The organism is Brevundimonas sp. C43, from assembly GCF_030732185.1.
Taxonomy (GTDB): domain Bacteria; phylum Pseudomonadota; class Alphaproteobacteria; order Caulobacterales; family Caulobacteraceae; genus Brevundimonas; species Brevundimonas diminuta_C.
On the sequence record NZ_CP132231.1, the window covers coordinates 1600410 to 1627145 of the forward strand.

The 26736-nt window shown below is 67.7% G+C and carries 28 protein-coding genes; 23 read left to right on the forward strand and 5 right to left on the reverse strand.

Annotated features, from left to right (window positions below):
• Positions 1 to 13 precede the first annotated feature (13 nt).
• The 9 genes from Q9R14_RS08130 to Q9R14_RS08170 all read left to right on the forward strand — a co-directional run bounded on the left by Q9R14_RS08130 (position 14) and on the right by Q9R14_RS08170 (position 7995).
• Entirely contained in the window at positions 14 to 676 is a 663-nt protein-coding gene (locus Q9R14_RS08130) for a Pr6Pr family membrane protein (RefSeq protein WP_306004087.1), read from the forward strand.
• 10 nt (positions 677 to 686) lie between these two features.
• The gene (locus Q9R14_RS08135; protein WP_306004088.1) at positions 687 to 2216 is read left to right on the forward strand and encodes a UbiD family decarboxylase; all 1530 of its coding nucleotides are present in this window, start codon (positions 687 to 689) and stop codon (positions 2214 to 2216) included.
• Between the two features lie 30 nt (positions 2217 to 2246).
• A complete protein-coding gene (locus Q9R14_RS08140; protein ID WP_306004089.1) occupies positions 2247 to 2879 on the forward strand; it encodes a hypothetical protein in 633 nt (210 codons plus the stop codon).
• A 101-nt stretch (positions 2880 to 2980) separates the two neighbouring features.
• The gene (locus Q9R14_RS08145; RefSeq protein WP_306004090.1) at positions 2981 to 4750 is read left to right on the forward strand and encodes a M14 family metallopeptidase; all 1770 of its coding nucleotides are present in this window, start codon (positions 2981 to 2983) and stop codon (positions 4748 to 4750) included.
• A gap of 3 nt (positions 4751 to 4753) precedes the next feature.
• Positions 4754 to 5161 (forward strand): MAPEG family protein, encoded by a 408-nt coding sequence (locus Q9R14_RS08150; RefSeq protein WP_017505339.1) that lies wholly within the window; start codon positions 4754 to 4756, stop codon positions 5159 to 5161.
• Between the two features lie 39 nt (positions 5162 to 5200).
• Entirely contained in the window at positions 5201 to 6556 is a 1356-nt protein-coding gene (locus Q9R14_RS08155) for a TldD/PmbA family protein (RefSeq protein ID WP_306004091.1), read from the forward strand.
• Positions 6553 to 7350, forward strand: a complete 798-nt coding sequence (locus Q9R14_RS08160) for a 3'(2'),5'-bisphosphate nucleotidase CysQ (RefSeq protein WP_306004092.1) — start codon at positions 6553 to 6555, stop codon at positions 7348 to 7350. Before Q9R14_RS08155 ends, Q9R14_RS08160 begins: the two co-directional genes overlap by 4 nt.
• Before the next feature lie 109 nt (positions 7351 to 7459).
• The gene (locus Q9R14_RS08165) at positions 7460 to 7705 is read left to right on the forward strand and encodes a DUF4170 domain-containing protein (protein WP_017505336.1); all 246 of its coding nucleotides are present in this window, start codon (positions 7460 to 7462) and stop codon (positions 7703 to 7705) included.
• Between the two features lie 77 nt (positions 7706 to 7782).
• Positions 7783 to 7995, forward strand: coding sequence for a hypothetical protein (locus Q9R14_RS08170; protein WP_137721191.1), 213 nt, complete (start codon positions 7783 to 7785; stop codon positions 7993 to 7995).
• Between the two features lie 5 nt (positions 7996 to 8000).
• Here Q9R14_RS08170 and Q9R14_RS08175 read toward each other — a convergent pair whose 3' ends face one another.
• Positions 8001 to 8666: a tyrosine-protein phosphatase gene (locus Q9R14_RS08175; protein WP_306004093.1), complete on the reverse strand. Its 666-nt coding sequence runs from the start codon at positions 8664 to 8666 to the stop codon at positions 8001 to 8003.
• An 88-nt stretch (positions 8667 to 8754) separates the two neighbouring features.
• On the opposite strand from Q9R14_RS08175, the gene Q9R14_RS08180 reads away from it, so the two are divergent.
• From Q9R14_RS08180 to lpxK, 5 genes are read left to right on the forward strand one after another with little or no spacing between them, the layout of a single operon-like run.
• Positions 8755 to 9276 carry a hypothetical protein gene (locus Q9R14_RS08180; protein WP_306004094.1) on the forward strand — a complete coding sequence of 174 codons (522 nt, stop codon included), beginning with the start codon at positions 8755 to 8757 and terminating at the stop codon, positions 9274 to 9276.
• Positions 9277 to 9307: 31 nt separating this feature from the next.
• The gene (locus Q9R14_RS08185) at positions 9308 to 11137 is read left to right on the forward strand and encodes an ABC transporter ATP-binding protein (protein ID WP_306004095.1); all 1830 of its coding nucleotides are present in this window, start codon (positions 9308 to 9310) and stop codon (positions 11135 to 11137) included.
• Complete coding sequence (locus tag Q9R14_RS08190; RefSeq protein WP_306004096.1) at positions 11134 to 11817, forward strand: lysophospholipid acyltransferase family protein; 684 nt, start codon at positions 11134 to 11136, stop codon at positions 11815 to 11817. Before Q9R14_RS08185 ends, Q9R14_RS08190 begins: the two co-directional genes overlap by 4 nt.
• Positions 11814 to 13106, forward strand: coding sequence for a 3-deoxy-D-manno-octulosonic acid transferase (locus Q9R14_RS08195; protein WP_306004097.1), 1293 nt, complete (start codon positions 11814 to 11816; stop codon positions 13104 to 13106). The genes Q9R14_RS08190 and Q9R14_RS08195 overlap by 4 nt, the downstream gene beginning before the upstream one ends.
• Complete coding sequence (lpxK, locus tag Q9R14_RS08200) at positions 13103 to 14119, forward strand: tetraacyldisaccharide 4'-kinase (RefSeq protein ID WP_306004098.1); 1017 nt, start codon at positions 13103 to 13105, stop codon at positions 14117 to 14119. Before Q9R14_RS08195 ends, lpxK begins: the two co-directional genes overlap by 4 nt.
• Here lpxK and Q9R14_RS08205 read toward each other — a convergent pair.
• On the reverse strand, positions 14104 to 15429 hold the full coding sequence (locus Q9R14_RS08205; protein WP_306004099.1) for an amidohydrolase family protein: 1326 nt from the start codon (positions 15427 to 15429) through the stop codon (positions 14104 to 14106). The genes lpxK and Q9R14_RS08205 overlap by 16 nt on opposite strands.
• A 114-nt stretch (positions 15430 to 15543) precedes the next feature.
• On the opposite strand from Q9R14_RS08205, the gene Q9R14_RS08210 reads away from it, so the two are divergent.
• A complete protein-coding gene (locus Q9R14_RS08210; RefSeq protein ID WP_306004100.1) occupies positions 15544 to 16236 on the forward strand; it encodes a murein L,D-transpeptidase catalytic domain family protein in 693 nt (230 codons plus the stop codon).
• Positions 16237 to 16240: 4 nt separating this feature from the next.
• Here the strand turns inward: Q9R14_RS08210 and purD are convergent, their stop codons facing one another.
• From purD to Q9R14_RS08225, 3 genes are all read right to left on the reverse strand, one after another.
• Entirely contained in the window at positions 16241 to 17515 is a 1275-nt protein-coding gene (gene purD, locus Q9R14_RS08215; RefSeq protein ID WP_306004101.1) for a phosphoribosylamine--glycine ligase, read from the reverse strand.
• A 73-nt stretch (positions 17516 to 17588) separates the two neighbouring features.
• On the reverse strand, positions 17589 to 18020 hold the full coding sequence (locus tag Q9R14_RS08220; RefSeq protein ID WP_055753292.1) for a PRC-barrel domain-containing protein: 432 nt from the start codon (positions 18018 to 18020) through the stop codon (positions 17589 to 17591).
• Positions 18021 to 18036: 16 nt separating this feature from the next.
• Entirely contained in the window at positions 18037 to 18198 is a 162-nt protein-coding gene (locus Q9R14_RS08225; protein ID WP_165115848.1) for a hypothetical protein, read from the reverse strand.
• Positions 18199 to 18262: 64 nt separating this feature from the next.
• Between Q9R14_RS08225 and xseA the strand changes: the two genes are divergently transcribed.
• The 8 genes from xseA to Q9R14_RS08265 all read left to right on the forward strand — a co-directional run bounded on the left by xseA (position 18263) and on the right by Q9R14_RS08265 (position 26729).
• Positions 18263 to 19858: an exodeoxyribonuclease VII large subunit gene (gene xseA / locus Q9R14_RS08230; protein ID WP_306002011.1), complete on the forward strand. Its 1596-nt coding sequence runs from the start codon at positions 18263 to 18265 to the stop codon at positions 19856 to 19858.
• Positions 19859 to 19922: 64 nt separating this feature from the next.
• On the forward strand, positions 19923 to 20429 hold the full coding sequence (gene lspA / locus Q9R14_RS08235; RefSeq protein WP_055753290.1) for a signal peptidase II: 507 nt from the start codon (positions 19923 to 19925) through the stop codon (positions 20427 to 20429).
• A gap of 71 nt (positions 20430 to 20500) precedes the next feature.
• Positions 20501 to 21067: a DUF3035 domain-containing protein gene (locus tag Q9R14_RS08240; protein WP_306002012.1), complete on the forward strand. Its 567-nt coding sequence runs from the start codon at positions 20501 to 20503 to the stop codon at positions 21065 to 21067.
• A 74-nt stretch (positions 21068 to 21141) separates the two neighbouring features.
• On the forward strand, positions 21142 to 21585 hold the full coding sequence (locus Q9R14_RS08245) for a PaaI family thioesterase (protein ID WP_306002013.1): 444 nt from the start codon (positions 21142 to 21144) through the stop codon (positions 21583 to 21585).
• Positions 21586 to 21693: 108 nt separating this feature from the next.
• Positions 21694 to 22380: a Tat pathway signal sequence domain protein gene (locus Q9R14_RS08250; protein WP_306002014.1), complete on the forward strand. Its 687-nt coding sequence runs from the start codon at positions 21694 to 21696 to the stop codon at positions 22378 to 22380.
• Positions 22380 to 24182 (forward strand): arginine--tRNA ligase, encoded by a 1803-nt coding sequence (gene argS, locus Q9R14_RS08255; RefSeq protein WP_306002015.1) that lies wholly within the window; start codon positions 22380 to 22382, stop codon positions 24180 to 24182. Before Q9R14_RS08250 ends, argS begins: the two co-directional genes overlap by 1 nt.
• A gap of 3 nt (positions 24183 to 24185) precedes the next feature.
• Entirely contained in the window at positions 24186 to 25226 is a 1041-nt protein-coding gene (locus Q9R14_RS08260; RefSeq protein WP_371929709.1) for an adenosine deaminase, read from the forward strand.
• Between the two features lie 192 nt (positions 25227 to 25418).
• Entirely contained in the window at positions 25419 to 26729 is a 1311-nt protein-coding gene (locus Q9R14_RS08265; RefSeq protein ID WP_306002017.1) for a type VI secretion protein ImpB, read from the forward strand.
• Positions 26730 to 26736: the final 7 nt, after the last annotated feature.

The window sequence follows — 26736 nt, forward strand, 5'->3', positions numbered from 1 at the left end:
AAGGGAGGCGCCGGTGTTTCGCAAGCGGGACCAGCCCAGGCTGTGGCGTGCGACGTTCGCCGTCGTGGGCTGGACCGCGCTGGCGCTTCAATATCTGCTGATGATCGCGCCGGCCCAGGGCTGGACCGTGCTGGAACGGACGATCAACTACTTCAGCTTCTTCACCATCCTGACCAATATCCTGGTCGCCCTGGCCTTTACCGGGCCGCTGCTAGGTGAAGGATCCCGGCTGGCCCGCTGGTCCGCCAGCGAAGGCGTCAGGGCCGCCGTCGCCATGTACATCGTGGTGGTCGGGGTGGTGTATCACTTCCTGCTGCATCCCTATTGGAACCCGACCGGCTGGTCCTTGGTGGTCAATCTGGTTCTGCACTACGTCATGCCCGCCGCCTTCGTGCTGGACTGGCTGTGGTTCAGTCCCAAGGGGCGGCTGCGCTGGATCGATCCGGCGAAGTGGCTGGCGTTTCCGCTCGTCTACGGCGGCTGGACGCTGGTTCATGGACTGGCGACGCGCTGGTGGCCCTATGGGTTCGTCAATGTGGATCAGCTGGGGCTGGTCCGGGTCTTGGTGATTTTCGGCGTGCTGCTGGTGTTTTTCCTGATCGTCGGGCTGGCTCTGGTCGGGCTGGACCGGCTGTTCGGTCGCGCGACGCGTGACAGAGGGGCCACTCCCGCCTAAGCGTCGCGGCATGGCCTACAAATCCCTGCGTGACTTCATCGACCAGCTGGAAGCCAAGGGCGAGCTGGTGCGGGTGTCCGAACCCGTCTCCACCGTCTTGGAGATGACCGAGATCCAGACCCGGCTGCTGAGGAATGGCGGACCGGCGGTGCTGTTCGAAAAGCCGGTCATGCCGGACGGCACGATCAGTCCCATCCCCTGCCTGGCCAATCTGTTCGGCACAGTGAAACGGGTCGCCATGGGGGTGACGCTGGAGGGCAAGGACCGCACCACGGCGGGTGAGCTGCGCGAGGTCGGCGAACTGCTGGCCTTCCTGCGCAATCCGACACCGCCACGCGGTCTGGGCGACGCGATGGAGATGCTGCCGCTGATGCAGACCGTCCTGTCGATGCGACCCAAAACGGTGAAGAAGGCGCCGGTGCAGGAGGTTGTGCTGAAGGGCGATCAGATCGACCTGACCGCCCTGCCCATCCAGTCGTGCTGGCCCGGTGAGCCCGCGCCGCTGATCACCTGGGGTCTGGTCGTGACAAAGGGGCCTTCGGACGACCGCGAGGACGACTTCAACCTGGGCATCTATCGGATGCAGGTGTTGGGCAAGGATAAGGCCATCATGCGCTGGCTCGCGCATCGGGGCGGGGCGCAACATTACGCCCGGCACAAGAAGGCCCGGCCGAAGGAACCGCTGCCCTGCGCCGTGGTGCTGGGGGCCGATCCGGGCACGATCCTCGCGGCGGTGACGCCGGTGCCGGACACCCTGTCGGAATATCAGTTCGCGGGCCTGATGCGGGGCGCCAAGGCCGAGTTGGTCCCGTGCAAGACCGTGCCGCTGATGGTGCCTGCCCAGGCCGAGATCGTGCTGGAGGGCCATGTCCTGCTGGACGAGTTCGAGGACGAGGGTCCGTACGGCGACCACACCGGCTATTACAATTCGGTCGAGAAGTTCCCGGTCTTCAAGGTCAGCGGCATCACCATGCGCCGCGACCCCATCTATCTGACCACCTTCACCGGCCGGCCGCCGGACGAGCCGAGCGTGCTGGGCGAGGCGTTGAACGAGGTCTTCATTCCCCTGCTGCGCCAGCAATTTCCGGAGATCACGGACTTCTGGCTGCCGCCCGAGGGCTGTAGCTACCGGATCGCAGTGGTGTCGATGAAGAAGGCCTACCCGGGCCACGCCAAGCGCGTGATGCTGGGCGTCTGGAGCTATCTGCGCCAGTTCATGTACACCAAATGGGTCATCGTCGTGGACGACGACATCGACGCCCGCGACTGGAAGGACGTCATGTGGGCCATCTCGACCAAGATGGACCCGGCGCGCGACATCACCGTGATCGAGTCGACGCCCATCGACTATCTGGACTTCGCCAGCCCCGAGAGCGGCCTGGGCTCCAAGATCGGTCTGGACGCCACCGACAAATGGCCGCCCGAGACCAAGCGCGAATGGGGCGAGGAGATTCGCATGGACGCGACGGTCGTCGAACGGGTCAACGACCTGTGGGGCCGTCTCGGCCTGCCGGGTGACGGGACGCCGATCTGGAAGTAAGCTTGGCTTTTGGTGACGCCGGGGGGCGATGTGAGCGCGTTCGAGTTCTTTTTCAGCTTTTACGGCCTGTTGCTGGGCCTGTCCGTGGCCGAATTGGTCGGTGGGTTCGCGCGGGTGCTGCATGAGAAGCAGCGGATCCGGTTCGGCTGGCTGACGCCGATGCTAGCCCTGTTCGTGGCCATCGACATCGCCACCTTCTGGAACCAGGCCTGGGTCATCTTCCGCGGGGCGCCGTTCAACACCTTCGTGCTGCTGATCTCACTGGCCATCGCCGCAACCTTCTATGTCGCCGCCAGCGTGACCTTCCCGCGCGTTTCGGCCGAGGGCAGCGACCAAAAGATCGATCTGGACGACCATTTCTGGTCGCATCGGCGACTGGTGTTCGGCTGTATCCTGGCGGCCAATCTGATCGTGGCGGTGATCGTGATCATCCTGGCCCACCTCAATCCCGGCTTCGCCAAGATCGCCGACTCGGTGCGGTTGTGGGTCGGGGTCGCCATCTTCGTGATCGGCACGGCGACGGCGGCGTTCGCGCCGTGGCGCCGGGTTGCGGTCGGCGCCCTGGTCGTCGTTCTGCTCTACAGTCTCTGGCAGATGGGGAACGCGGCGGCCCTGCTGCTCAAGGCCGGCGGCTGGGCGCCCGCGCTGGGCGGCGGCGGTTGAAACCTTGTCAGGGCCGCGCAATCGGCTCACGAAAGGCCATGCAGTCCCCTCTTCTGGTTTCGGCGCTGGTCGCCGCCCTTGCCTGTAGCGTGAGCCCCGCCATGTCCCAGACGCTTCCCAACACCGCACCTTGGGATCAAGCCTTCCTGCCGCCCGCCCCCGCCTGGGACGGCGCGTCCAAGGCCTTGCTGCGCGATGCGTCTGATCCTTGGGTCACGGCGTTCGAGGCCGATCCGGCGCATGACTTCAGCCCCAACTATGTCGACACCCGCGCCTGGTTCGATCGTCTGGACGCCGCCAGCGACCTGATCCGCATCGAACAGTTCGGCGTCTCGCCCGAGGGCCGACCCATCTATGCGGTGATCGCCTCCAAGGATGGGGCCGCCTTCGATCCCGCAAAGCCGGTGCTGATGATCCAGGCCGGCATCCATCCCGGCGAGATCGACGGCAAGGACGCGGGCATGATGCTGCTGCGCGACATCGCCTTCTATGGGAAGGACGCCCTGCTGGACCGGGTCAATCTGATCCTGATCCCGATCCTGAGCGTGGACGGCCATGAGCGTTCCGGCCCCTATTCCCGCCCGAACCAGCGGGGCCCACGCATCCAGGGCTGGCGCAATACGGCGACCAACCAGAACCTGAACCGCGACTATCTGAAGCTGGACCAGCCCGAGATGCGGGCCGTGCGCGGCCTGATCCTGAAATACCGGCCGGACCTGTATGTGGACGTCCACGTCACCGACGGCATGGATTACCAGTACGACGTCACCTACGGCTTCAACGGCGAGGACGGGACCTTCAGTCGCTCGCCGAACGGCTCGGCCTGGCTGGATTCGGTCTTCAAGCCGGCCATGAACGCCGCGCTGGAGCGCGAGGGCCACATCCCCGGCGAACTGGTGTTCGGCATCGACGACGATGAACCCAAGAAGGGCCTGTCGGATGGCGGCTTGGGCGAGCGGTTTTCCAACGGCTGGGGCGCTGCCGCCCATGTGCCGACGATTCTGATCGAGAACCACAGCCTGAAACCGCACGAGCAGCGTGTTTTGGGGACCTATGTCTTCATCGAGGAAGCGATGCGTCTGCTGGCCGATCAGGGCGCTGGTCTTCGCGCCGCAACGGAGCAGGACAAGGCCCTGCGTCCGGCGCAGATCCCCGCCAACTTCGAGGCCGACGAAACGCCGTCATCCACCCGACCCTTCAAAGGCATGCTGTACGAGATGTACGACAGTTCCGCCTCGGGCCGGAAGGAGATCCGCTGGCTGGGCCGTCCCGATCCCGAACTGTGGCAGATGCCCTTCTATGGCTCCAGGCCGACGCTGACCGTGACGCGGCCGACGGCCTATTGGGTGCCGGGCTATCGCACCGACATCATCGAGCGGCTGAAGACGCACGGGATCGAAATGGAGACGGTCGAGACTGCGCGCACCGTGAACCTGTCCATGCTGCGCCTGGTCGAGCCCAAACTGGCGACCCGCGCCAATGAAGGTCACGTGCAGGCGTCGGTGAAGACCGTCGAGGTCGAGAAGCGCGACTGGACGTATCCCACCGGCTCGGTGCGCGTGCCGACTGATCAGCCGCTGGGCGACATCGTCGTGCTGCTGCTGGAGCCGCAATCCAGCGAGAGCTTCTTCGCCTGGGGCATGTTCCCCGAGGTGATGAGCCGCGTCGAATATATCGAGGCCTACGCCATCGCGCCGCTGGCGGACAGGATGATGGCGGCGGACCCGGCGCTGAAGGCCGAGTTCGAGGCCAAGGTCGAAGCCGATGCGGCCTTCGCCGCCGATCCGCAGGCGCGCCTGGCCTGGTTCTATGAACGCACGCCCTTCTATGACGACCACTATCTGCTCTACCCCGTCGGACGCGAGGACTGATCGATGACCACGCCGCTGATGTACGCCGTCCAGGCCGCCGCCCTGTGGAGCGGCCTGCTGATCCTGATGATGCTGGTCTTGTCGGGCATCGTGGTCAGCGGGCGGCGCAAACACATGGTGTCGTTCGGCGACGGCGGAAACGCGGATCTGATGGCCGCCAGCCGCGCCTTCGGCAATCTGGTGGAATATGCGACGCCGGGCATGATCGCGATGCTGCTGCTGGCCGCCGTGGGCGCGCCGGCCTGGATGGTCCACGGGGTCGGCGCGACGCTGTTCGTCGGGCGGGTCGCCCATGCCCTGGGCCTTTTGCTGCAGACCGGGCCATCCCTGGGTCGCGTCGTCGGCATGTTGCTGACCTGGGTCGCGCTGCTGACGGCGGCTGTGGGCCTGATCGCCTTCGCCGTCGTCTGACGCGGTTGCGGTGCAGCGGGGCGTCCGCCATATCGGGGCATGACTGAAACCCTGGCTGCGCCCGTTTCCACCGATCTTCTCAACGACATCGTCAAGGCCGCGCTGAAGGCCGGCGCCGACGCCGCAGAGGCGGTCAGCGCCGATCGCCGATCCCTGTCGGTCGGGGTGCGCAACGGCAAGCTGGAAGACGTCGAACGCGAGGAATCGCGCGACCTGGGCCTGCGCGTGTTCGTGGGCCAACGGCAGGCGTCGGTCTCGGCCTCGGACCTTTCGCCGGCGACCCAGGCGCGCCTGGTCGAGCGGGCTGTGGCCATGGCGCGCTTGGCGCCGGAAGACCCCCACGCCGGTTTCGCGCCCGAGGATCGGCTGGCGCGCGGCCCGTTCATCGATCTGGATTTGTTCGATCCCAGCGAACGCAGCGCACAAACTCTGGAACAGGTCTCGGCCGACGCCGAGGGCGCGGCCCTGGCGGTGCCCGGCGTGGCGCGATCCGAAGGCGGACACGCCGGCTGGTCGTCTACCCGCTGGCGGCTTGTGACGTCTCACGGTTTCGACGGCGCCTATGAGGGTTCGGCCTTCTCGCTGGGCGTCGGCGTCATCGCCGAAAAGGACGGCGCGATGGAGCGCGGCGGCGAGAGTCGTTCGACTCGCCACCTGTCCGACCTGCCGGGCGCAGACCTGATCGGCCGCACCGCCGGCGAGCGCGCCGTGGCCCGCGTCGGCCCGCGCAAGATCGCCTCGACCACCGCGCCCGTGATCTTCGACAACCGGATGGCGGGCCAGATCGTGTCGCCGGCCATCGGCGCCATTTCCGGCCCGTCGATCGCGCGCGGCACCTCCTTCCTGAAGGATCGCATGGGTCAGCGCGTATTCGCCGAGGGCGTCACCCTGATCGACGATCCGTTCCGCCCGCGCGGCATGGGATCGACCCCGTTCGACGACGAAGGCGCAGCGGTCCAAAAGCGCGCCCTGTTCGACGACGGCGTCCTGACCACCTGGTTGCTGAACAGCGCCTCGGCCCGGCAACTGGGTCTGGAAACCACCGGCCACGCGTCGCGGGGGCTGGCCGGGCCATCCGGCGTCTCGACCCACAATCTGCATATGGAGCCGGGCGAGCGGGATCTGGCGGGCCTGATGGCCGACGCCGGGACCGGCCTTCTGGTGACGTCGATGTTCGGCCCGTCGCTGAACGGCAACACCGGCGACTGGTCCGCCGGGGTGTCGGGCTTCTGGTTCGAGAACGGCGTGATCGCCTATCCGGTCAGCGAGATCACGGTCGCGGGCAAGCTGACCGACCTGTATCTGCGCCTCGAGCGCGGTTCGGACCTGGAGTTCCGGGGCGGGTTCAACGTGCCCAGCCTGATGTTCGATGCGGTGGCCATCGCGGGCAAATGATGGATCTGGACGCCGACCTCGACCTGATCCGCCAGGCGGCCATAGACGCCGGGGCGCTGGCCATCGCCGAACGTGAGGCGGGCTTGAAGATCGAGTCCAAGGTCGGCGGTTCGCCCGTCACCAGCGGCGACCTGCAGGTCGACGCCATGCTGCGGGACAGGCTGCTGTCGGCGCGGCCCGACTACGGCTGGCTGTCGGAAGAGACGGCGGATACGGCCGAGCGCCTGTCGAAACGACGCATCTTCGTGGTCGATCCCATCGACGGCACCGTCGCCTATATGAAGCGGACGCCATGGTGGTGCGTGCCCATCGCCGTGGTAGAGGACGGCGAGGTCGTCGCCGCCGTCATCCATGCGCCCGAGGTGGACGAGACCTATGTGGCGACGCGCGGCGGCGGGGCGCGACGCAACGGCCGACCGATCCACGCCTCGGATATCGATACGCTGGAAGACGCCTCGATCCTGGGCGATGCGCGACTGATCGAAGCGCCCTATTTCGTCGACGAGCCCTGGCCGGCGATGCGGTTCGAAAAGCGCAACGCCCTGGCCTATCGGATGGCGCTGGTCGCCGCCGGCGCCTTTGACGCCGCCTTGGCCCTGACGCCGAAATGGGACTGGGACGTCGCTGCGGGCTGGCTGATCGCGACCGAAGCCGGCGCGAGGGTCAGCGATCACCACGGGCGGCCGTGGGCGTTCAACCGGCTCGATCCGCGGCAGGCCAGCCTGGTCTGCGCGGCCCCGATCATCCAGCCGATGATCGTGCGGCGTTGTAAAAACGTGCCGCTTTCGACCTGAGGCGGGGACGGAAAAACCCCGGCCCACATTGATCCGAGGGCGTTCTCGGCCTATGCCGCGCGCAAACCTCCTCCCCCCAAGCCTTCCGGCCTAGCCTTCAGGATTTCCGATGACCGATCAGAACGCCGTCCCGCCGCAACTTCTGCACATCGTGATCGGCGGCGAGCTTCGTCACCTGGGCGAGCCGACCTTCCGCGACCTGTCGCAGGTCGAGTTCGTCGGCGCCTTCGGCAGCTATGACGAAGCCAAGAAGGCCTGGAAGGCGCGCGCCCAGGCGACCGTGGACAATGCCCACATGCGCTATTTCATCCTGCACGCCCACAAGCTGATCGATCCGCGCGGCGACGCGGCCTGATCTGAGGATTGAATGCGACATCGAGGAGCCGAACCGGCTCCTCGATCCGACGTTTCGATCTGGATGCGAGGACGACGATGAACCTGGAACCGCAACAGATCTTCCAGCTGGTCAGCCTGCTGGCCGTGCTGGCGCTGTTCAGCTTTTCGCTGCGCGGCCATATCGACTACGCCCGCTGGTTCAAGCGGTGGGAGGCCGACCGCAAGGCGCGTCGCGACGCCGAATTGGCCGCCGAGGCGCGCGCGAACGGCGAGGCCGGCGACGAACCGAAGACCGGCCCCTGGGGCTGAATCCCCTACTCGCGCCGCAGCAGCTTGTCGGTCAGCAGCGTGCCCCACCAGCCGGCCTTGAACTCGGCGCGGATGGCCTTGGGGTCGTAGTCGGGGCTGTCGACCCAATCGATGAAGCTGATGCCCTTCGGCTCGATCTCGTTGACGTATTTCTCCAGCGTATAGTCCAGCACCCCGGTCAGCCCCTCGCGGGAGTGCAGATATTTCTTAGAGAGCTGCTTCATGGCGACCGAGATCGGCTCGCCCAGGTGGAAGTGGCGATAGAAGACCGCCATCATCCCCGCCCGATCCGCGCCGGACTTGCAGTGGATCAGCACCGGGTACTGGATCGTCCTGAACAGCTCGCGCGCGCGGTGGATGCGCACCGTCTCGGGCGGATCGCGCGAATCCAGCGGCGCGTCGATCAGGGTCAGGCCCAGCCGCTCGCAAGCGTCCTTCTCCAGCCAGTAATAGCCCTCATCCCGCTGACCACGCAGATTGATGACCGTCTTGACGCCCTTCTTTTTCCAATAGGCCAGCTGGCGCGGCGACGGCTGATTGGTGCGCACCAGATCCGGGCCCAGCCAGTGGGCATTGGAAAAGGCCAGGCGCAGAAACGCGTGGTCGGCCCAGAAATAATGCCAATGCGCCCGAAAACGGCCCATCGCGATCGAGAGGTCGAAGCGCGCCATGCCCGCCAGATAGCGATTGGGCGCCGCCGCGTCATCCGATCTCGATCCTGATGCGTTGGAATGTTCGTCGAGACCGGAGAACAGCCCGATGAGAACCCTCGCCGCAACCGCCGTCGTAGTCGCCAGCCTGTGGGCCGGCGCGGCCGCCGCCCAAACGCCGCCGCCCGAAGACCCTGCCCTGATCGCCTATCTGCGTGACCGGGCCAAGGAGGCGCTGGACACCACCCGCTATACGGCCGCGATCACGCCGGATGGGGCCATGACCCTGGTCTATCTGACCGGCCCCAACTGGTGCGGCTCGGGCGGATGCCGGCTGCTGGTGCTCGACCGCACCGGCGCGACCTATCGCTCGGTCGGCGAGATCAGCGTCGCGCGCGCGCCGATCCGGCTGCTGGAGCGACAGACCCATGGCCGACGGGATCTGGGCGTCTATGTCGCGGGCGGCGGAATCACCGAAGGCTATGAGGTCGCCGTGCCGTTCGACGGGCGTCGATACGCGTCCAATCCGACGGTTCCGCCCGCGGTAAGGATCCAGGAAGCGCCCGGCGAAACCCTGATCCGCGCCGACGAGCAGGGCCGTGCGCTGGAACCGTCGCCGGACAAGCCTTGACTTGAAGGGCGGCTCGGACGACCGAGAGCCGATGACCGTCGCCGCCTCCGAAACCATGCCGTTGCGCGCCCTGCTGGCGCGGATTTGGCGCGACTATCTGTCCAAGCACAAGGGATCGCTGATCCTGTCGGTCTTGTGCGCGGCGGTGACCGGCCTGCTGACGGCGGCGCTGCTGAAGCTGCTGGAGCCGGCCGTCAACGGTCTGTTCCTCGGCGGGACCGAGCCGATCAGCCTGTTCGGCCTGGTGACCTTTCCGGCGGACAAGGCTGTCGTCTGGATTCCGGTCGCCATCCTGACTGTCGCCATTGCGCGGACCGTGGCCGCGCTGGGTCAGGCGGCCCTGGTCAACCGGTTGGGTCACACCATCGTCGGCGACATCCAGATCCGTTTGTTCGGCGCCATGATCCGCGCGGATCTGGCGCGCTTACGCAGCCAGCACTCGGGCGGTTTCGTCTCCTCCGTCCTGTTCGACGCCAATATGGTGCGCGAGGCCTTCACCTCGGGCGTGGTCAACTATACCCAGAACCTGCTGACCCTGATCGCGGTGCTGATCTACATGGGCTTCATCGACTGGCAGCTGACGATCGTCGTGCTGCTGGGCGTGCCGCTGGTGGCGCTGGTGCTTCGCCGGTTCGGGCGCAAGACGCGCAAGGCCGCCGTCGGCGCCATGGCCGAGACCGAGAACCTGTCCACCGCTCTGATGGAGAATCTGGACGGAGTTCGCCTGATCAAGATCGAAAACCGCGAGGCCGCCGAACAGGACCGCGTCGCCGAGGTGGTCGCCCGTCGCCAGCGCCACGTCATCAAGGGCGCCAACGCCCGCGCCTTCGCCGGTCCGTCGAGCGATCTGGTCGCCTATATCGTCGTCGCCGCCGTCATGGCCTACGCCGGGTGGCGGGCGCAGTCGGGCGACATGACGGTGGGCGGGTTCGCCGCCTTCATCGGCATGCTACTGGCCGCCGGCCAAGCCCTGCGTCAGGTGACCAACCTGGCCACGGTGATGAGCGAGGGTTTCACCGCCGCGCGCCGGCTGTTCGGCGCCCTGGACATCCAGCCTGAAATCCGTGAAGCGGCCGACGCCGCGCCCCTGGCCGCCGGGCCGGTCGAGGTCGTGCTGGACAAGGTGTCCTTCGCCTACGCTGGGACGGATGCGCCGACTCTGGACGGGGTGTCCCTGCGGGTCGCGCCGGGCGAGACAGTGGCGCTCGTCGGGCCGTCGGGCGGCGGCAAGAGCACGATCCTGAGCCTGCTGCCGCGCTTCTACGATGTGACCGGCGGGGCGGTGACTATAAGCGGCGCCGACGTGCGGGCGCTTCGCATCCATGATCTGCGCGACCACATCGCCCTGGTGACGCAGGAGCCCTTCCTGTTCGACGACACCATCGCCGCCAACATCGCCTATGGCCGGCCGGGCGCGACGCAGGCGCAGATTGAGGACGCCGCGCGATCCGCCGCCGCCCACGACTTCATCACGGCCTTGCCTGAAGGGTATGCGACCCGCGCCGGCGAGGCGGGCCTGCGCCTGTCCGGCGGTCAGCGCCAGCGGATCGCCATCGCCCGCGCTTTCGTCAAGGATGCGCCGATCCTGCTGCTGGACGAGGCCACCAGCGCCCTGGACACCGAGAGCGAGGCCCTGGTCCAGGCGGCGCTGGAGCGGCTGATGCAAGGGCGCGCCACCCTGATGATCGCCCACCGCCTGTCCACCGTCCGGAACGCCGACCGCATCTATGTGATCGAGGCCGGGCGCGTGGTCGAGGAAGGCTCGCACGACGCCCTGGTCGCTAAGGGCGGCCTGTATTCCCGCCTGGCCCGCCAGCAGTCGCTGGACGGCGCCGCGCCCAGCGTGGAGACGGTGGCGTGAGGCCGCTTCGCAACCCGGCGGTCCAGTCGGCCTTGGCCTGGACCTTGGCGAAGTGGATGCAGTTCTGCTTTTCCACCATTCGCTGGACGCACGAGAACCAGCAGGCCGCTGAGGCCGTCTGGACGCAGGGCGGCGGGGTGCTGTGCGTGTTCTGGCATTCGCGCATCGGTCTGGCGCCCGCGTGCTGGCCGCTGGACCGGGCGCAGCCGGCCAAGGCGCTGATCTCCCTTTCGGCCGACGGCGAGTTCATCGCCAAGGCGGTGGCGCGTCAGGGCTTTCCCGCCGTGCGGGGATCCTCGGCTAACAAGGACAAGGCCGAGAAGGCCAAGGGCGGCACCCAAGCGCTGCGTGACGGTTTGAAACAGCTGAAGGTCGGCGCCTTGGCCATCACGCCGGACGGGCCGCGCGGCCCGGCCAATGTCATGGCCGAGGGTCTGCCCCTGATGGCGAAGTTGTCCAAGGCGCCGGTGCTGTTCATCGGCATGTCGTGCAATCCCGCGATCCGGCTGAATAGCTGGGACAGGGCCGTGTTGCCGTTGCCATTCGGCAAGGGCGCCATCGTCTGGGACCGCGCCGACTTCCCCGCCGACGTCGATATGGCCGATGTCGTCGCCGACTGGACCGCGCGGTTGAACGTCGTGGAGGCGCGGGCCGATGCGATCACGGGCCTGAAATCGTGACGCCGCTGCCGCTGATCGCCTATCGGCTGGCGACGCGCGCGCTGGAGCCGCTGGCCCCGCGCCTGCTGGATGCGCGCGCTAGGCGGGGCAAGGAAGACCCGGTGCGGGTGGACGAGCGAATGGGCTTCACCCGCACCCCGCGCCCCGCCGGCGATCTGGTCTGGCTGCACGGCGTCAGCGTGGGCGAGAGCCTGTCGCTGCTGCCTGTGGTCGAGCGGCTGACGAAGGCGCGTCCAGACCTGACCGTTCTGGTCACGTCCAGCACCGTGACCTCGGCGCAGATTCTGGCCGAACGACTGCCGGCGGGCGTGATCCACCAGTATGCGCCGGTCGATGCGCCGGGCGTGGTCGAGCGGTTCCTGGACCATTGGCGGCCCAATCTGGCGGTCTTTGTCGAGAGCGAACTGTGGCCCAATCTGTTGCTGGCGGCGCGGCGGCGGGGCGTGAAGCTGGCCCTGGTCAGCGCCCGGATCACCGAGAAGACGGTGGAGGGCTGGGCGCGGTTTCCGGTTTCGGCGCGGGCGCTGACGGGCGCCTTTGATCTGGTCCTGCCGCAGGATGCGGTCTCGGCCCAGCGGCTGGAGGGCATGGGCGCGCGGATCGACGGGCTGGTGAACCTGAAACTGTCCGGCGAGGCCCTGCCGCACGATCCCGCCGCCTTCAGCCGTTTGAGCGCCGCCATCGGAGACAGGCCGGTGATCGTCGCCGCCAGCACCCATGAGGGCGAAGAGATCGCCATCGTGCGCGCGCTGGACCATTTGAGCGAGCGTGTCTGCCTGATTCTGACCCCACGCCATCCCGAGCGGGGGGCGCACATCGCCCAGGCCCTGCAACTCGACGGCTACGCCTTCGCCATGCGTTCGCGCGGCGAGACGATCGGGCCGGACACCGACATCTATCTGGCCGACACCCTGAACGAGATGGGCCTGTTCCTGCGTCTGGCCGATGTGGTGGTGATGGGCGGCTCGTTCGCGCCCGCCATCGGCCTGCCCCCCGTCGGCGGGCATAATCCGCTGGAGCCCGCGCGGCTGGGCAAGCCGACGATCACGGGGCCGGATGCATCCAACTGGGCGCCGGTGACGGCGGCCCTGGTCGAGGCGGGCGGTTTGGCCCTGGTTCAGGCGCCGTCCGACCTGCCCGGCGTGATCGAGCCGCTGCTGGAAGACCTGAACGCGGCCAAGGCCATGGGCGAGCGCGGACGCCGCGCGTCGGTCGAAGCGGGTGGCGGGCTGGAGCGGCTGTGGGCGCTGCTGTCGCCGCTGGTGCCGCAGAGGCAGGGCCGGCGATGAAGCTGAACACGCCGCGCTGGTGGTATGTGCGCGACAGCAACCACGCCCGGATGACGCGCATGGCGCTGAAACCGCTGGGCTGGGTCTGGGCCGCCGTGACGGCGCGTCGGATCGCCAAGACGGCGCCCGCCGACCCCGGTTGCGCGGTCATCTCGGTCGGCAATCTGACGGTCGGCGGATCAGGCAAGACGCCGGTCGCGCGCGAAACCCTGCGGCTGCTGCGCGCGGCGGGGGTCGAGGCGCATGGCCTGTCACGCGGCTATGGGGGGCGGCTGGAAGGGCCGGTCCGGGTCGATCCTCAAATCCATACGGCCGACGATGTTGGGGACGAGCCGCTGATGCTGGCGCAGGGGGCGCCGGTCTGGATCGCGCGCGATCGCGTGGCGGGCGCCAAGGCCGCCGTCGCGGAGGGGGCGCAGGCCCTGGTGCTGGACGACGGCCATCAAAACCCGGCCCTGGAAAAGACCGTCAGCCTGATCGTAGTGGACGGCGAGACGCGCGGCGACGAATGGCCGTTCGGCGACGGATCGGTCTTTCCGTCCGGCCCCATGCGCGAGCCGCTGAAGGCCGGGCTGGCGCGCGCCGACGCCGTCGTGGTCATGCTGCCGACCGATGTCGAAGAGGCCGATCCCGAACTGCTGGCGGTCTTCGGCGCCCTGCCCGTCTTCGTCGCGCGCCTGACGCCCGAGGGGCCGCCGCCGCCGGGCCCCCAGGTCGGGTTCGCCGGCATCGCCAAGCCCTGGAAGGTCGAGCGGTCGCTGAAGGCGGCGGGCTGCGACCTGGTCGACTTCGTCCCCTTCCCCGACCACGCGGCCTATACCGCCGCCGACATGACGTTCCTGACCGACCGGGCGGCGGTGTTCGACGCCCGCCTGGTCACGACGGAAAAGGACTGGGTTCGGCTGACGCCCGACCAGCGCAAGGGCGTCGTCGCCTGGCCGGTCGTCGCACGGTTCGAGGACGAGGCGGCTTTCGCCGCCTTCCTGAACGACAGGATTCAGTCGGCGCGATAGACCACGCCGGACTTCATCACGAACTTCATCCGCTCCAGCTCGGTCACGTCCGTCAGCGGATCGCCCGAGACGGCGACGATGTCGGCGGGCATGCCCACGGCGATCTTCCCGGCCTCATTGGCGATGCGCAGGTGTTCGGCGGCGCCGACGGTGGCGGCCTGGATGGCCTCGAGCGGGCTCAGGCCGGCGCGGACCAGAAGCGCGAACTCCTGGGCGTTGTCGCCGTGGGCCGAAACCCCCGAGTCGGTGCCGAAGGCGATCTTGACCCCGCCTTCATGCGCGCGGCGCGCCATATCCAGCATCTTGGGCCCGGCCTCCAGCGCCTTGGCCGTCTGGGCGGGCGTGAAGAAGTTGTCGGGTCCCGAAGCGATGCGCGCCACGAAGTCCCCGGCCAGCAGGGTCGGGATCAGCCAGGCGCCGTTCGACTTGAACAGGCGGATCGACTGGTCGTCCAGATAGGTGCCGTGTTCGATGGAATCGCCGCCGGCCCGCAGGAAGGCGTTGATGCCGTCCACGCCGTGGGCGTGCGCCGTCACCTGGCGGCCCATGCGATGGGCGCTGCCGACGATGGCGGACAGTTCGTCGTCGCTGAACTGCTGGTTCAGGCCGGCGGCGGTGTTGGACAGCACCCCGCCCGTCGCGGTGATCTTGATGATGTCGGCGCCGGCGCGAACCTGGGTGCGCACCGCCCGCATGCAGTCCTCAGGCCCCGAGCAGATGCTCTCGGACGACAGCAGGTGCATGACGTCCTCGCGATAGCCGTTGATGTCGCCATGCCCGCCGTGGATCGACACCGACGATCCCGCCGCAATAATGCGCGGTCCCGGCACATCGCCGTTCCTGACAGCGTTCCGCAGGGCGAAGATGGCCTGGTTCGAGGCGCCCAGATCCGCCACCGTCGTAAAGCCGGCCATCAGGGTGCGACGCGCATAGCGGGCCCCGACCATCGCCTGGTCCGCGTCCGAAAGCGTCACTTCCTCAAGGCGTGCATTGGGGTTCTGCTGGCTCGTCAGATGGACATGGCTGTCGATCAGGCCGGGCAGGACGAAGGCTTGGCGCAGGTCCACGACCTTGCCCTGAGAGGCATCGCCGACGAAGCCGTCGCGCACTTCGACGATCTGGTTCCCTCTGATCACGAGAGTTTTATCGCGTTGCACAACGCCGTTCGTTGGATCAGCAAGCAACCTTCCGGCCTCGACGAACGTTGTTTCGGGTTGCGCCGAAACCCCCGTGGCCACGGGCGTTTGCTGCGCATGAGCGCTTGCCGCCGACGCCATCAGCGCCGCCAGCGCGATTCCGAAACGTTTCATCGATCTCTCCCCGCGACGCGTCGGCCGCAAAAATGCCCCACAAGGCTCAGGTTGCCTCGCCCGTAACCAACTGAAACAAACACGCCTCAAGACCAACCGCAACGAGGGCGTCGCATGCGGCTATCGAGACGAGGACTTATTCTGGGCGGATCGGCCATGCTGGCGGGATGCGCCAGTGCGAGCGCTACGGCGCCGCTGACGACGGCTCAGAACGGAACTCCGATCGCCATGCCGCAGGTCGGTCTGCCCACCGTCCAGACCTCCGCCCTGACGCCGCCGCCGCTTGATCCGCGTGGTCATGTTCGCAAGGAGCTGATGGAGCGCGCCATGACCGCGCTGGACACCCACCATCATCGCCTGCCCCTGCGCGACCGGATGTATCTGGTCGATTTCCAGAAATTCTCGGGCGAGGAGCGGCTGTACGAAGTCGACCTGATCGCGGGTGAAGTGAAGGTGCTGCGCACCTGCCACGGTCGGGGATCGGACCCCAGCCACACCGGCTATGCCCAGCGCTTTTCCAATACGCCGGATTCCAACATGTCCTCGATCGGCGCCTATGCGACGGCGGGCGCCAACTGGGGCGCGCAGCAGGGGCCGAACGTCCTTTTGGACGGGCTGGAATACACCAACGACAAGGCGCGCGAGCGGGCTATTATCGTCCACGGCGCAGACTATGCCGATCCCGACTTCCTGGCGCGCGAAGGCAAGCTGGGTCGCAGCTACGGCTGTTTCTCGGTCGCCCACACCGACCTGCCGGCCTTGCGTGAACGCATGGGCGAAGGCCGACTGCTGTTCGCAGCGGCGTAAGGCTTCAGCCCCGCTCCAGCGCGCGCCAGCCGATGTCGGAGCGGTTGAAGCCGCCCGGCCAGTCGATCTTCCTGATGGCGGCATAGGCGCGTTCGCGGGCCTGGGCGATGTCGTCGCCCTCGGCGCAGATGTTCAGGACACGCCCGCCCGAGGCGGCCAGCAAGCCGTCGTCGCGGCGCTTCGTCCCGGCATGGAAGACCTGGACGTGGGGGCCGAAATCCTGATCGGCGCCGCGGATGATCGAACCTTCCAGCGGGCTGTCGGGATAGCCCTTGGCCGCCATGACCACGCAGATCACCGTCTGAGGCTTGAAGGCGGGCGAAGCCAGTCCCGAGACGTCGCCGCGCGCGCAGCCCAGCAGATAGGGGACGATGTCGCCCGCCATCCGCATCATCAGCACCTGGCATTCCGGGTCGCCGAAACGGGCGTTGAACTCGACCACCTTGGGGCCATCCTCGGTCGCCATCAGGCCGGCGTAGAGGACGCCGCGATAGGGCGCGCCTTCCTCCGCCATCTTGCGGATCGTCGGCTGGACGATCAGCGCGTCGGCCTGCTGCACCAGCTCAGGCGTGAAGACGGGCGCGGGCGAATAGGCGCCCATGCCACCGGTGTTGGGACCGAGGTCGCCGTCGAAGGCGCGCTTGTGGTCCTGCGCGCCGCCGAACAGCAGGGCGCGTTGACCGTCGCACAGGGCGAACAGCGAGCCTTCCTCGCCGTCCATGAACTCCTCGATCACGACGCGGGCGCCGGCCGCGCCGAACCGACCGCCCAGCATGCGCTCGATCTCGGCCTCGGCGTCGGGGCGATCCGGGCTGATGGCCACGCCCTTGCCGGCGGCCAGGCCGTCAGCTTTGATGACATAGGGCGGCCGGAACACGTCCAGCGCCGCCTTGGCGTCCTTGACCGTGTCGTAGACGCCGTAGCCGGCGGTGGGGATTTCGTGCCGTTCAAGGAAGCCCTTCGAAAAGGCCTTCGAGGTTTCCAGCTGCGCCGCCTTGGCGGTCGGCCCGAAGCAGGGAATGCCGGCCGAAGCCAGACGGTCGGCGAGACCAGCGGCCAGCGCCACCTCTGGCCCCACAACGACCAGGTCGGCCTTGATCTCTCTGGCCAGGGCGGCCAGGCCTTCGGCGTCGTCCGCCTTGACGACGCGCAACTCGCACAGCTTCTCGATGCCAGGGTTGCCGGGCGCCGCGACCAGGCGCGTGACCAGCGGCGACTGGGCGATCTTCCAGGCCAGGGCGTGTTCGCGGCCGCCCGATCCGACGAGAAGAATGTTCATGAGATCGGGCAATGACCGGCCGGCGCCGGCCGGTCAAGCGCCCGTCAGACTTAACGCCGCATTCAGCCTCCAATCAGCGCGCTGGCGAGGTCCAGGCCGGCAGGGCCTGAAGCTGACCGGGCGTCATATCGGTGACCAGATCCCGGTCGCCGTTGCGGTCGATCGGAGACACGTCCGCGACCGGAACCAACACCTTCATGTCGCCAGGCCCTTCCAGCTCGATCACCAGATGGGTCAGGGCGCCCGAAGCGTCCAGCACCAGGGTTTCGACATCGCCCAGATCGACGTTGGCGCGCGAATACAGGTCTGCATCCTCCAGCTGATCGCGGGTCATGTTGAAGGCCAAGGCGGCGTTCGAGGCGGCGGCATCCGCCTGTTGATCCGGCAAGGCCACGGGCGCCGCGCCCGGCGCTGGGGCCTGGACCACATCGTCGTCGCGATCCGAGCAGGCGACGACGCCGCCAGTCAGGCAAAGAATGGCGGCGAGCGGGACGAAGCGGTTCATACGGCCTCCTTGGGTGTTAGAGCAGGGCCGAGACGACATAGACGCCCAGGCCCAGCAGAATGATGCAGCCGATGATCAGCCACGGGCTCATGGCGCCGCCGCCCCCGGCGCGGCGCGACAGATCGCGCTCGTGCGGGTCACGGTCAGAAGGATCGGTTCCGGGCGGGTCGGCGGCCATGAAAGTCGAACGACAGGGCGCGCGCGGCGTTCCCGGGCGGATCGACGCAGGCTAGGATGCTTCCATGAGCGACGACACCTACGTATTCGAAGGTCCGGCCGAGGTCCCTGCCCCGCGCGACAACAATCCGCCCCTGTCGATCTCGGAGCTGTCGTTCGCGCTGAAGCGCACGCTGGAAGACCGGTTCGGCCACGTGCGGCTGCGCGGCGAGGTCTCCAAGGTCAATCGCCACGCCTCGGGCCACATCTATCTGACACTGAAGGACGACAAGTCGGCCATCGACGGCGTGGTGTGGAAGGGGTCGGTGCGCGGCCTCGGCGTCCAGCCCGAGGCGGGGCTGGAGGTCATCGTCACCGGCAAGATCACCTCCTATCCGGCGCGGTCGTCCTATCAGATCGTAATCGAGAGCATGGAAGCGGCCGGGGCGGGCGCCCTGCTGGCCCAGTTGGAACGGCTGAAGGTCCGCTTGCGTGAGGAAGGGCTGTTCGAGCCGGGGCGCAAGAAGCCCCTGCCCGCCTTTCCCGCGACCATCGGCGTGATCACCAGCCCGACCGGCGCGGTGATTCGCGACGTGCTGCACCGGATTGCCGAACGCTGGCCCTGTCGTGTCATCGTCTGGCCCGTGGTCGTTCAGGGCGAATCGGCCTGCGGTCAGGTGTCGAACGCCATTCGCGGCTTTGATGCGATGACCGCCGACGGGCCGATCCCCCGCCCCGACCTGCTGATCGTCGCGCGCGGCGGCGGGTCGGTCGAGGACCTGTGGTGCTTCAACGACGAAGGTCTGGCGCGGACCGTGGCGGCGGCGCGCATTCCCATCATCTCGGCCGTGGGGCACGAGACGGATACGACCCTGATCGACTTCGTGTCGGATCGCCGGGCGCCGACCCCGACGGGCGCGGCCGAAATGGCGACGCCGGTGCTGGCGGACCTGCGCTATACCGTCGCCGACATGGACCGGCGCATGGTGCAGGCGGGCGGACGGCTGATCGAGGATCGACGCACGCGCCTGCGGGCCGTGGCGCGCGGCCTGCCGGCGCGGCCGGAGGATCTGCTGGCCCTGGCGCAGCAACGGCTAGACCATGTGTCGAGCCGGCTGGGATCGGGCCTGCAACGCAATGTCGCCCTGCACGAGCGGCTTCTGGCGGTGACGGGCGGCAAGCTGAGCCCGGGCCTGCTGCGCACCCGGATCGAGCGAGGTCAGGACCGGCTGCGCGGCGCGAGCGATCGGCTGGGCGCGGCGCTTCAGGCCGGAGTGGCGCGCGGCGAGCGGCGGCTGTTGCAGGTCTCTGGGCGGCTGTCGCCCGAACCGCTGCATCGACGGCTGGACCAGCGTCAGGCGCGGCTTGAAGCCGTCGGCGCGCGACTGGACGGGGTCATGCCCCGTCGGCTGGAGCGCGAAGCCGATCGCCTGGCGGCGCTGTCTCGCGCGCTGACGACCCTGGACCCCGGACGGCCCAAGCCCGGCTTCGCCCGCGTTGAAGATTCAGACGGCGCCTGGATCACCTCGGCCAAGGCGCTGGAGGCGGGTCAATCGGTCCGACTGGTGTTCGGCGACGGCGTTCAGCCCGCGACGATCGACGGCGGCGAATCCCGTCCGTCCCCGCTGCGGCCGGCGGCCAAGCCGAAGCCGACCGCCGCCGATCAGGGCAGCCTGTTCTGACGCCGGCGGATATGACCCGCGTTTTCCGCTTCGCCCCGGCGCCGCTTCCTGCTAACCGCGCCGCATGAAGATTACGCGCCTCGCCGTCACCGCCTATGTGTTCGCCCTCCTGATCATCGTCCTGGATCAGCTGACCAAGGCCTGGATCATCAGCGGCCTGTCGCTGCAGGAAGTCGGCCGCATCCCCGTCTTCCCGCCGATCCTGAACTTCAGCTGGGTCGAGAACACCGGCGTCAGCTTCGGCCTGTTCGGCGGCGGCGAAGCGCGCTGGGGCCTGGCTATCTTCTCCATCGTCGTCTCGGCAGGCCTGGCCTGGTGGGCGACCCAATCGAACCGTCGCCTGCTGATCACCGCCATCGGCTTCGTTATGGGCGGCGCCCTGGGCAATGTGATCGACCGGATCCGCTTCGGCTATGTGGTCGACTTCATCGACTTCTCGGGCACCGGCGTCTTTCCCTGGGTGTTCAACATCGCCGACAGCGCCATCACCATCGGCGTCGTGCTGCTGATCATCGACAGTCTGGTGTCCGACAAGCCTGTGAAGGTTGGCGCGGCCCCCGAAAAGTCGTAATCACCCCGTCTTCACTATGCCGACTGCGCCATCGCGGCGCTTCCTGCATCAGCCGACCAGAGCCTGAAACCATGCGTATCCGCAGTGTCGCCGTCCTGACCCTCGTCGCCTCCTCCGCGCTCGCCGTCTCGGCCTGCGGAAGCATCAAACAGGGCATCGGCCTGACCAAGGTCGTGCCGGACGAGTTCGTCACCGTCTCCACCGCCCCGCTCAGCATTCCGCCCGAGTACGGCCTGCGTCCGCCCGCACCGGGCCAGCCTCGCCCGCAGGAACTGGCCCCCGAAAGCGCCGCGCGTCAGATCCTGCTGGGTCAGCGCCAGGCCGTCACCCGCACGCCGGGCGAGCAGGTTCTGGTGGCCCAGGCCGGCGGCGAACAGGCCGATCCCCTGGCCCGCTACGTCGTCGACGACGAGTTCGGCGACCTAGCGCACAAGGACGAAAGCTTCGCCAACCGCCTGATGTTCTGGCGCAAGGACGACGCCTCGACCCAGGCCCCGACGGTTCGCCAGACCGCCGAAGGCCAGAAGGCCATCGACGCCACGACCGAGGCGGCCCGCCTTCAGGCCCTGACCGGCGGCCAGCGGGCCATCACGATCCAGCCGCGTCGCAGCAGCGGCTTCAAACTGCCGGGCCTGTAAGGACCGATACGACGAGCGCTTGCCACGGCAGCGTCCGTCCTTATTGTAAACGGACCTGATAAGGAGCCGTTTGCATGAGCCAAACCGTCGATATCGCCGCCCTGTCCGGGATCGACCAACTGCGTCTGGGCATGACGGGCGGCTTCATCGCGCCCATCGCTCGCACAGTCGGCTTCGAACTGACCGAAGTGGAAGAAGGCCGGGTGGTGTTCGAGGCCATCCCCACCACCGCCGTCTATAATCCGCTGGGCACCGTCCATGGCGGTTGGATCGCGACGGTGCTCGACTCGGCCTGCGGCTGCGTTGTCCATTCGACGCTTCGGCCGGGCCAGACTTATACGACGCTGGAACTGAGAACGGTTTTCCATAAGGCGCTGACGGCCGGCACGCCGGTTCGGGCCGAGGGCCGGATCGTTCAGGCCGGTCGCCGGGCGGCCTTCTCGGAGGCCGATCTGCGCGGCCTGGACGGCAAGCTTTATGCAACCGCGACCTCGACTTGCCTGGTGATGGAGCGCTGAGGGCAGCAAGCGTTTGCCGCGCCTCGCTTTAGCCGCTATCAGCGGCGAGCGTTGATGATCGGCCGCCGATCGTCGTGCGCCCTCTCTCGCTGTCGGAAAAATAAGCTGATGCGTCGCGTGTTCACCGCCCTGGCCGCCCTCTCCATCGCGGCCTCCGTCCTGCCCGTCGCCGCCGAGGCCCAGACCTCCCAGCGTCAACGCGAGCGCGACGGGCAACAGCAGCAGGCCTCGGGTGAAGACGCCGCGCCTGCCCGTGCGCCGCGCATCGCCCCCTTGCGTCGCCGCGCCAACGCCGGCCCCTGCCCCTATGTGAAGATTCTCTACGACGCCGCCCGCTACGTCGAACTGGAAGGCGGTCGCGCCGCCGTGGCCAACGTCGGCTATACCGGCGAGATCGAAGGCGTCGCTTCGGACTGCGAATATCGCGAAGCCGATCCGATTCGCGTCGACATGGACGTGCTATTCAACCTGGGGCGCGGCCCGCAGGCGACGGGCGAGCAGCGCACCTACCGCTATTGGATCGCGGTGACCGAGCGGAACAACGCCATCCTGTCCAAGGAATATTTCGATCTGCCGGTGAACTTCGAGGGCCAGCGCACCGCCTCGGTCACTGAAAAGCGCACCATCGTCATTCCGCGCGCCGGTATCGAAACCAGCGGCAGCAACTTCGAAATTCTGGTCGGTTTCGACGTGACGCCGGAAATGGCCGAGTTCAACCGCTCGGGCAGCCGCTTCCGCGTCAACGCCGGCACGACGCCGGCTGCCCCCGCGCCTGCCTCCGCACCGAGCCAATAATGTCTGATCTGAAGACCGTCCTCAGCGAAGCGGTCGCCGCCGCCTTCGCCGCCGAAGGCGTGGATGCGGCCCTGGCCCGCGTCACCCCGTCGGACCGCCCCGACCTGGCCGATTTCCAATCCAATGGCGCGCTCGCCGCCGCCAAGGCGCTGAAGGCCAATCCGCGCGAACTGGCCGGCAAGATCGCCGAGCGCCTGAGTGCGGATGCGCGCTTCGCCTCGGTTGAGGTCGCCGGACCCGGCTTCATCAATCTGAAACTCTCCGACGCGCTGCTGGCCGAACGGGCGACCGAGGTGGCGAACGACGCCGCTCACGCGGGCGCCGCGACTGTGGCCGGACCGCGCCATGTGGTCATCGACTACGGCGGTCCCAACGTCGCCAAGCCGATGCACGTCGGCCATCTGCGCAGCGCCATCATCGGCGAGAGCCTGAAGCGGTTGTTCCGCTTTCGCGGCGACCATGTCACCGGCGACGCCCACTTCGGCGACTGGGGCTTCCAGATGGGTCTGCTGATCGTCGCCTGCGGCGACGAGGGTCTGGCCGAGGCCTTTGTGGCCGAAGGCGACGGCCCCTTCCCGGCCGAAAGCCCCGTCACCCTCGCTGACCTGGACCGCCTGTATCCGCAGGCCGCCGGCAAGGCCAAGGAGGATCCGGCCTTCCGCGACCGCGCCCGCAAGGCGACGGCCGAACTGCAGAACGGCCGTCCCGGCTATCGCGCGCTGTGGCAGCATTTCGTGGCGGTCAGCCGTGAGGCGCTGAAGCGCGAATACGGCGACCTGTCGGTCGATTTCGACCTGTGGAACGGTGAAAGCGACGCCGATCCGCAGATGCCGGAAATGCTGGCGCACCTGAAAGAAACCGGCCTGCTGGTCGAGGACGACGGCGCCCAGGTGGTTCACGTCGCCAAGCCCGGCGAGACGCGCAAGAAGAAGCTGGCCGACGGCTCGGTGATCGAGGCCCCGTCGCCCCCGCCCTTGCTGGTCATCAGCTCGGAAGGCTCGGCCATGTACGGCACGACCGACCTGGCCACGATCCTGGACCGCAAGAAGGCCCTGTCGCCCGACCTGGCCCTCTATGTCGTCGACGAACGTCAGGCCGAACATTTCGAACAGGTGTTCCGCGCCGCCTATCTGGCCGGTTACGCCGAACAGGGCGCGCTGGAGCATCTCGGCTTCGGCACGATGAACGGCCAGGACGGCAAGCCCTTCAAGACCCGCGCGGGCGGTGTGCTGAAACTGCGCGACCTGATCGATCAGGCGACCGAAAAGGCGCGCGAGCGTTTGCACGAGGCCAAGCTGGGCGACGACCTGTCGCCGGAAGAATTCGAAGCCATCGCGCACAAGGTGGCCATCGCGGCCCTGAAGTTCGCCGACCTGTCGAACGCGCGCACGACCAGCTACGTCTTCGATCTCGACCGCTTCATGAGCTTCGAGGGCAAGACGGGGCCCTATCTGCTGTATCAGTCGGTCCGTATCAAATCCCTTCTGCGCAAGGGCGCCGAACAGGGACTGACGCCCGGCGCGATCGTCATCGCCGAACCGGCGGAGCGCGATCTGGCCCTGACGCTGGACGCCTTTTCGACGGCCGTGTCGGACGCCTACGACAAGCGAATGCCGCATCTGGTCGCCGAACACGCCTATCGCGTGGCCCAGTCCTTCTCGAAGTTCTATGCCGCCTGCCCCGTGCTGATCGCGCCGGACGAGGCGACCAAACGCTCGCGTCTGGCTCTGTCGGCTGCCGCTCTGCGCCAGCTGGAAATCGCGCTGAACCTGCTGGGCATCGACACGCCGGAGCGGATGTAGGGTATGGACGGGGCGACATCCTCCCGGAGATCGCCCATGTCGCTCGACGCCTATATCGCCGGCCTGCCCAAGGCTGAACTGCACCTGCACATCGAAGGCTCGCTGGAGCCCGAGCTGATGTTCGAACTGGCGCAGCGCAACGGCGTGTCCATTCCCTACGACAGCGTCGAGGCGGTGCGGGCGGCCTATGACTTTTCGAACCTGCAGGACTTTCTGGACATCTATTACGCAGGGGCCGCCGTCCTGCTGACGCGGCAGGATTTCGAGGATCTGGCCTTCGCCTATTTCCAGCGCGCGGCGGCGGACAATGTGCGCCACGCCGAAATCTTCTTCGATCCTCAGACCCACACCGACCGGGGCGTGCCGTTCGGCGTGGTGGTCGAGGGGCTGATCGCGGGCATGGACCGGGCCAAGGCGGAGCTGGGCGTGAACAGCGGCCTGATCCTCAGCTTCCTGCGCCACCTGACCGAGGACGAGGCGTTTGCGACGCTGGAGGCCGCCAAACCCTATCTGCATCATTTCATCGGTGTGGGTCTGGATTCGTCGGAGGTCGGTCATCCGCCGTCCAAGTTCCAGCGCGTCTTCGCCGCCGCGCGTGAGCTGGGCCTGAAACTGTGCGCCCACGCGGGCGAGGAAGGCCCGCCCGCCTATGTCCACGAAGCGCTGGACCTTCTGAATATCGACCGGATGGACCACGGCAATCGCTCGATGGAGGACGAGGCGCTGGTGCAGCGGCTGGCCGCCGAGCAGATGACCTTGACCGTCTGCCCCCTGTCGAACCTGAAACTCTGCGTGGTCGATGATCTGAAGCACCATCCCGTCCCCGAGATGCTGCGCCGGGGCCTGCACGTCACCCTGAACTCGGACGACCCGTCCTATTTCGGCGGCTATGTGAACGACAACTACAGCCGGCTGGCTGAGGCCGTCGGCCTCACACGCGATCAGGTGACGCAACTGGCGAAGAACAGTTTCGAAGGCTCGTTCCTGGGCGAGGCGGAGAAGGCGGCGTTCCTGGCTGAGGTCGAGGCCTACGCGAAGCGCTGAACCCTCCCTTCTCGTCATTCCGGGGCGTCCGAAGGACGAACCCGGAACCCAGGAGGCTCACATCCGGCCTCAGCTGTATCGTGCAGAGAGGATGCGGCCCTGGGTTCCGGGTCTTCGCTACGCTGCGCCCGGAATGACGAAAGGGACAGGTGATCGCTTCCTCGAACCAGATGTTCCTGATATGTTCCGTCGATGGACCAGGCTGGCACCAAGGCTGAAGACAGCGCGAACCTCCGCTGGCTGTTCGTCGATCTGAACGCCTTCTTCGCCAGCGTCGAACAGCAGATGAACCCGGACTGGCGGGGCAAGCCGGTCATCGTGCGGCCAGCCGAGAGCGAATACACCGGCGCCATCGCCGCCAGCTATGAGAGCAAGGCCTGGGGCGTTCATACCGGGATGCGGGTGTCCGAGGCGCGCAAACTGTGCCCCGATCTGATCGTCGCCGAGGCGCGCCCCGACCTCTACGTTAAAATCCATCAGCAGATCATGGCCGAGATCGATCGCCATGTTCCGGTGTGGAAGGTCGGCTCGATTGACGAATGCTCGTGCGAACTGCTGGGCCCGGAACGGCTGGAGGCGAACGCCGTCGCCCTGGCCCGACGCATTCAGGCGGGCATCCTGCAAAACGTCGGCGACTGTCTGCGGTCGTCCGTCGGGCTGGCGCCGTCGCGGTTTCTGGCCAAGACCGCCTGCGGCATGCAGAAGCCCGCAGGGCTGACGGTGCAGCGCGCCAACGAACTGCCCGGTCCCTTACTGGACCTGCCGCTGTCGAAATATCCGGGCATCGGCTCGCGCATGCAGGTCCGGTTGCAGGCGGCGGGCGTCACCGACACGGCCGGCCTTTGGAACATGAGCGCGAAACAGGCCCGTGCGATCTGGAACAGCATCGAGGGCGAACGCATCTGGCGCGGCCTGCACGGTCTGGACAGCGAGCCGACGCCGGAGAAACCGCCCGCCTCGATCAGCCACAGCCACGTCCTGGCCCAGGCCATGCGGACCCCGGACAAGGCGCGGGCCGTGGCGCGGCGGCTGGTGGTCAAGTGCGGAGCCCGCCTGCGGCGCATGGGCCTGACCGGCGCCAGCCTGACCCTGCATCTGGACATGGGGCCGAAGGCGACGCCCAGAAGCGGTCGACGCGGTTGGGAAACGGCGGCGATGAGTTGTCCCATCGCGCCGACGCAGGACACCTTCGCCCTTCTGACCGCGCTCGACAGTCTGTGGCGCAAGGTCGAGCCGGAGCTGGAGGCGGGACGCCTGAGCTATGTCGGGGTCGGGGTGCACGGCCTGAAATCCCGCGACGCCTTCGAGACCGACCTGTTCGCCGCCGGCCCGGATCAGGACGGCGAGGCCCCGTCTCTTCGCCTGTCCCAGGCGCTAGACGCGCTGAACCGCCGCTATGGCAAGGACACCGTCAGCATCGGCCCCAAGGCCGGCCTGCCCGACTACATCGGCGCCAAGATCGCCTTCACCCGCATCCCCGAGGCCGAGGATTTCTGGGAGTGAGGCCCAC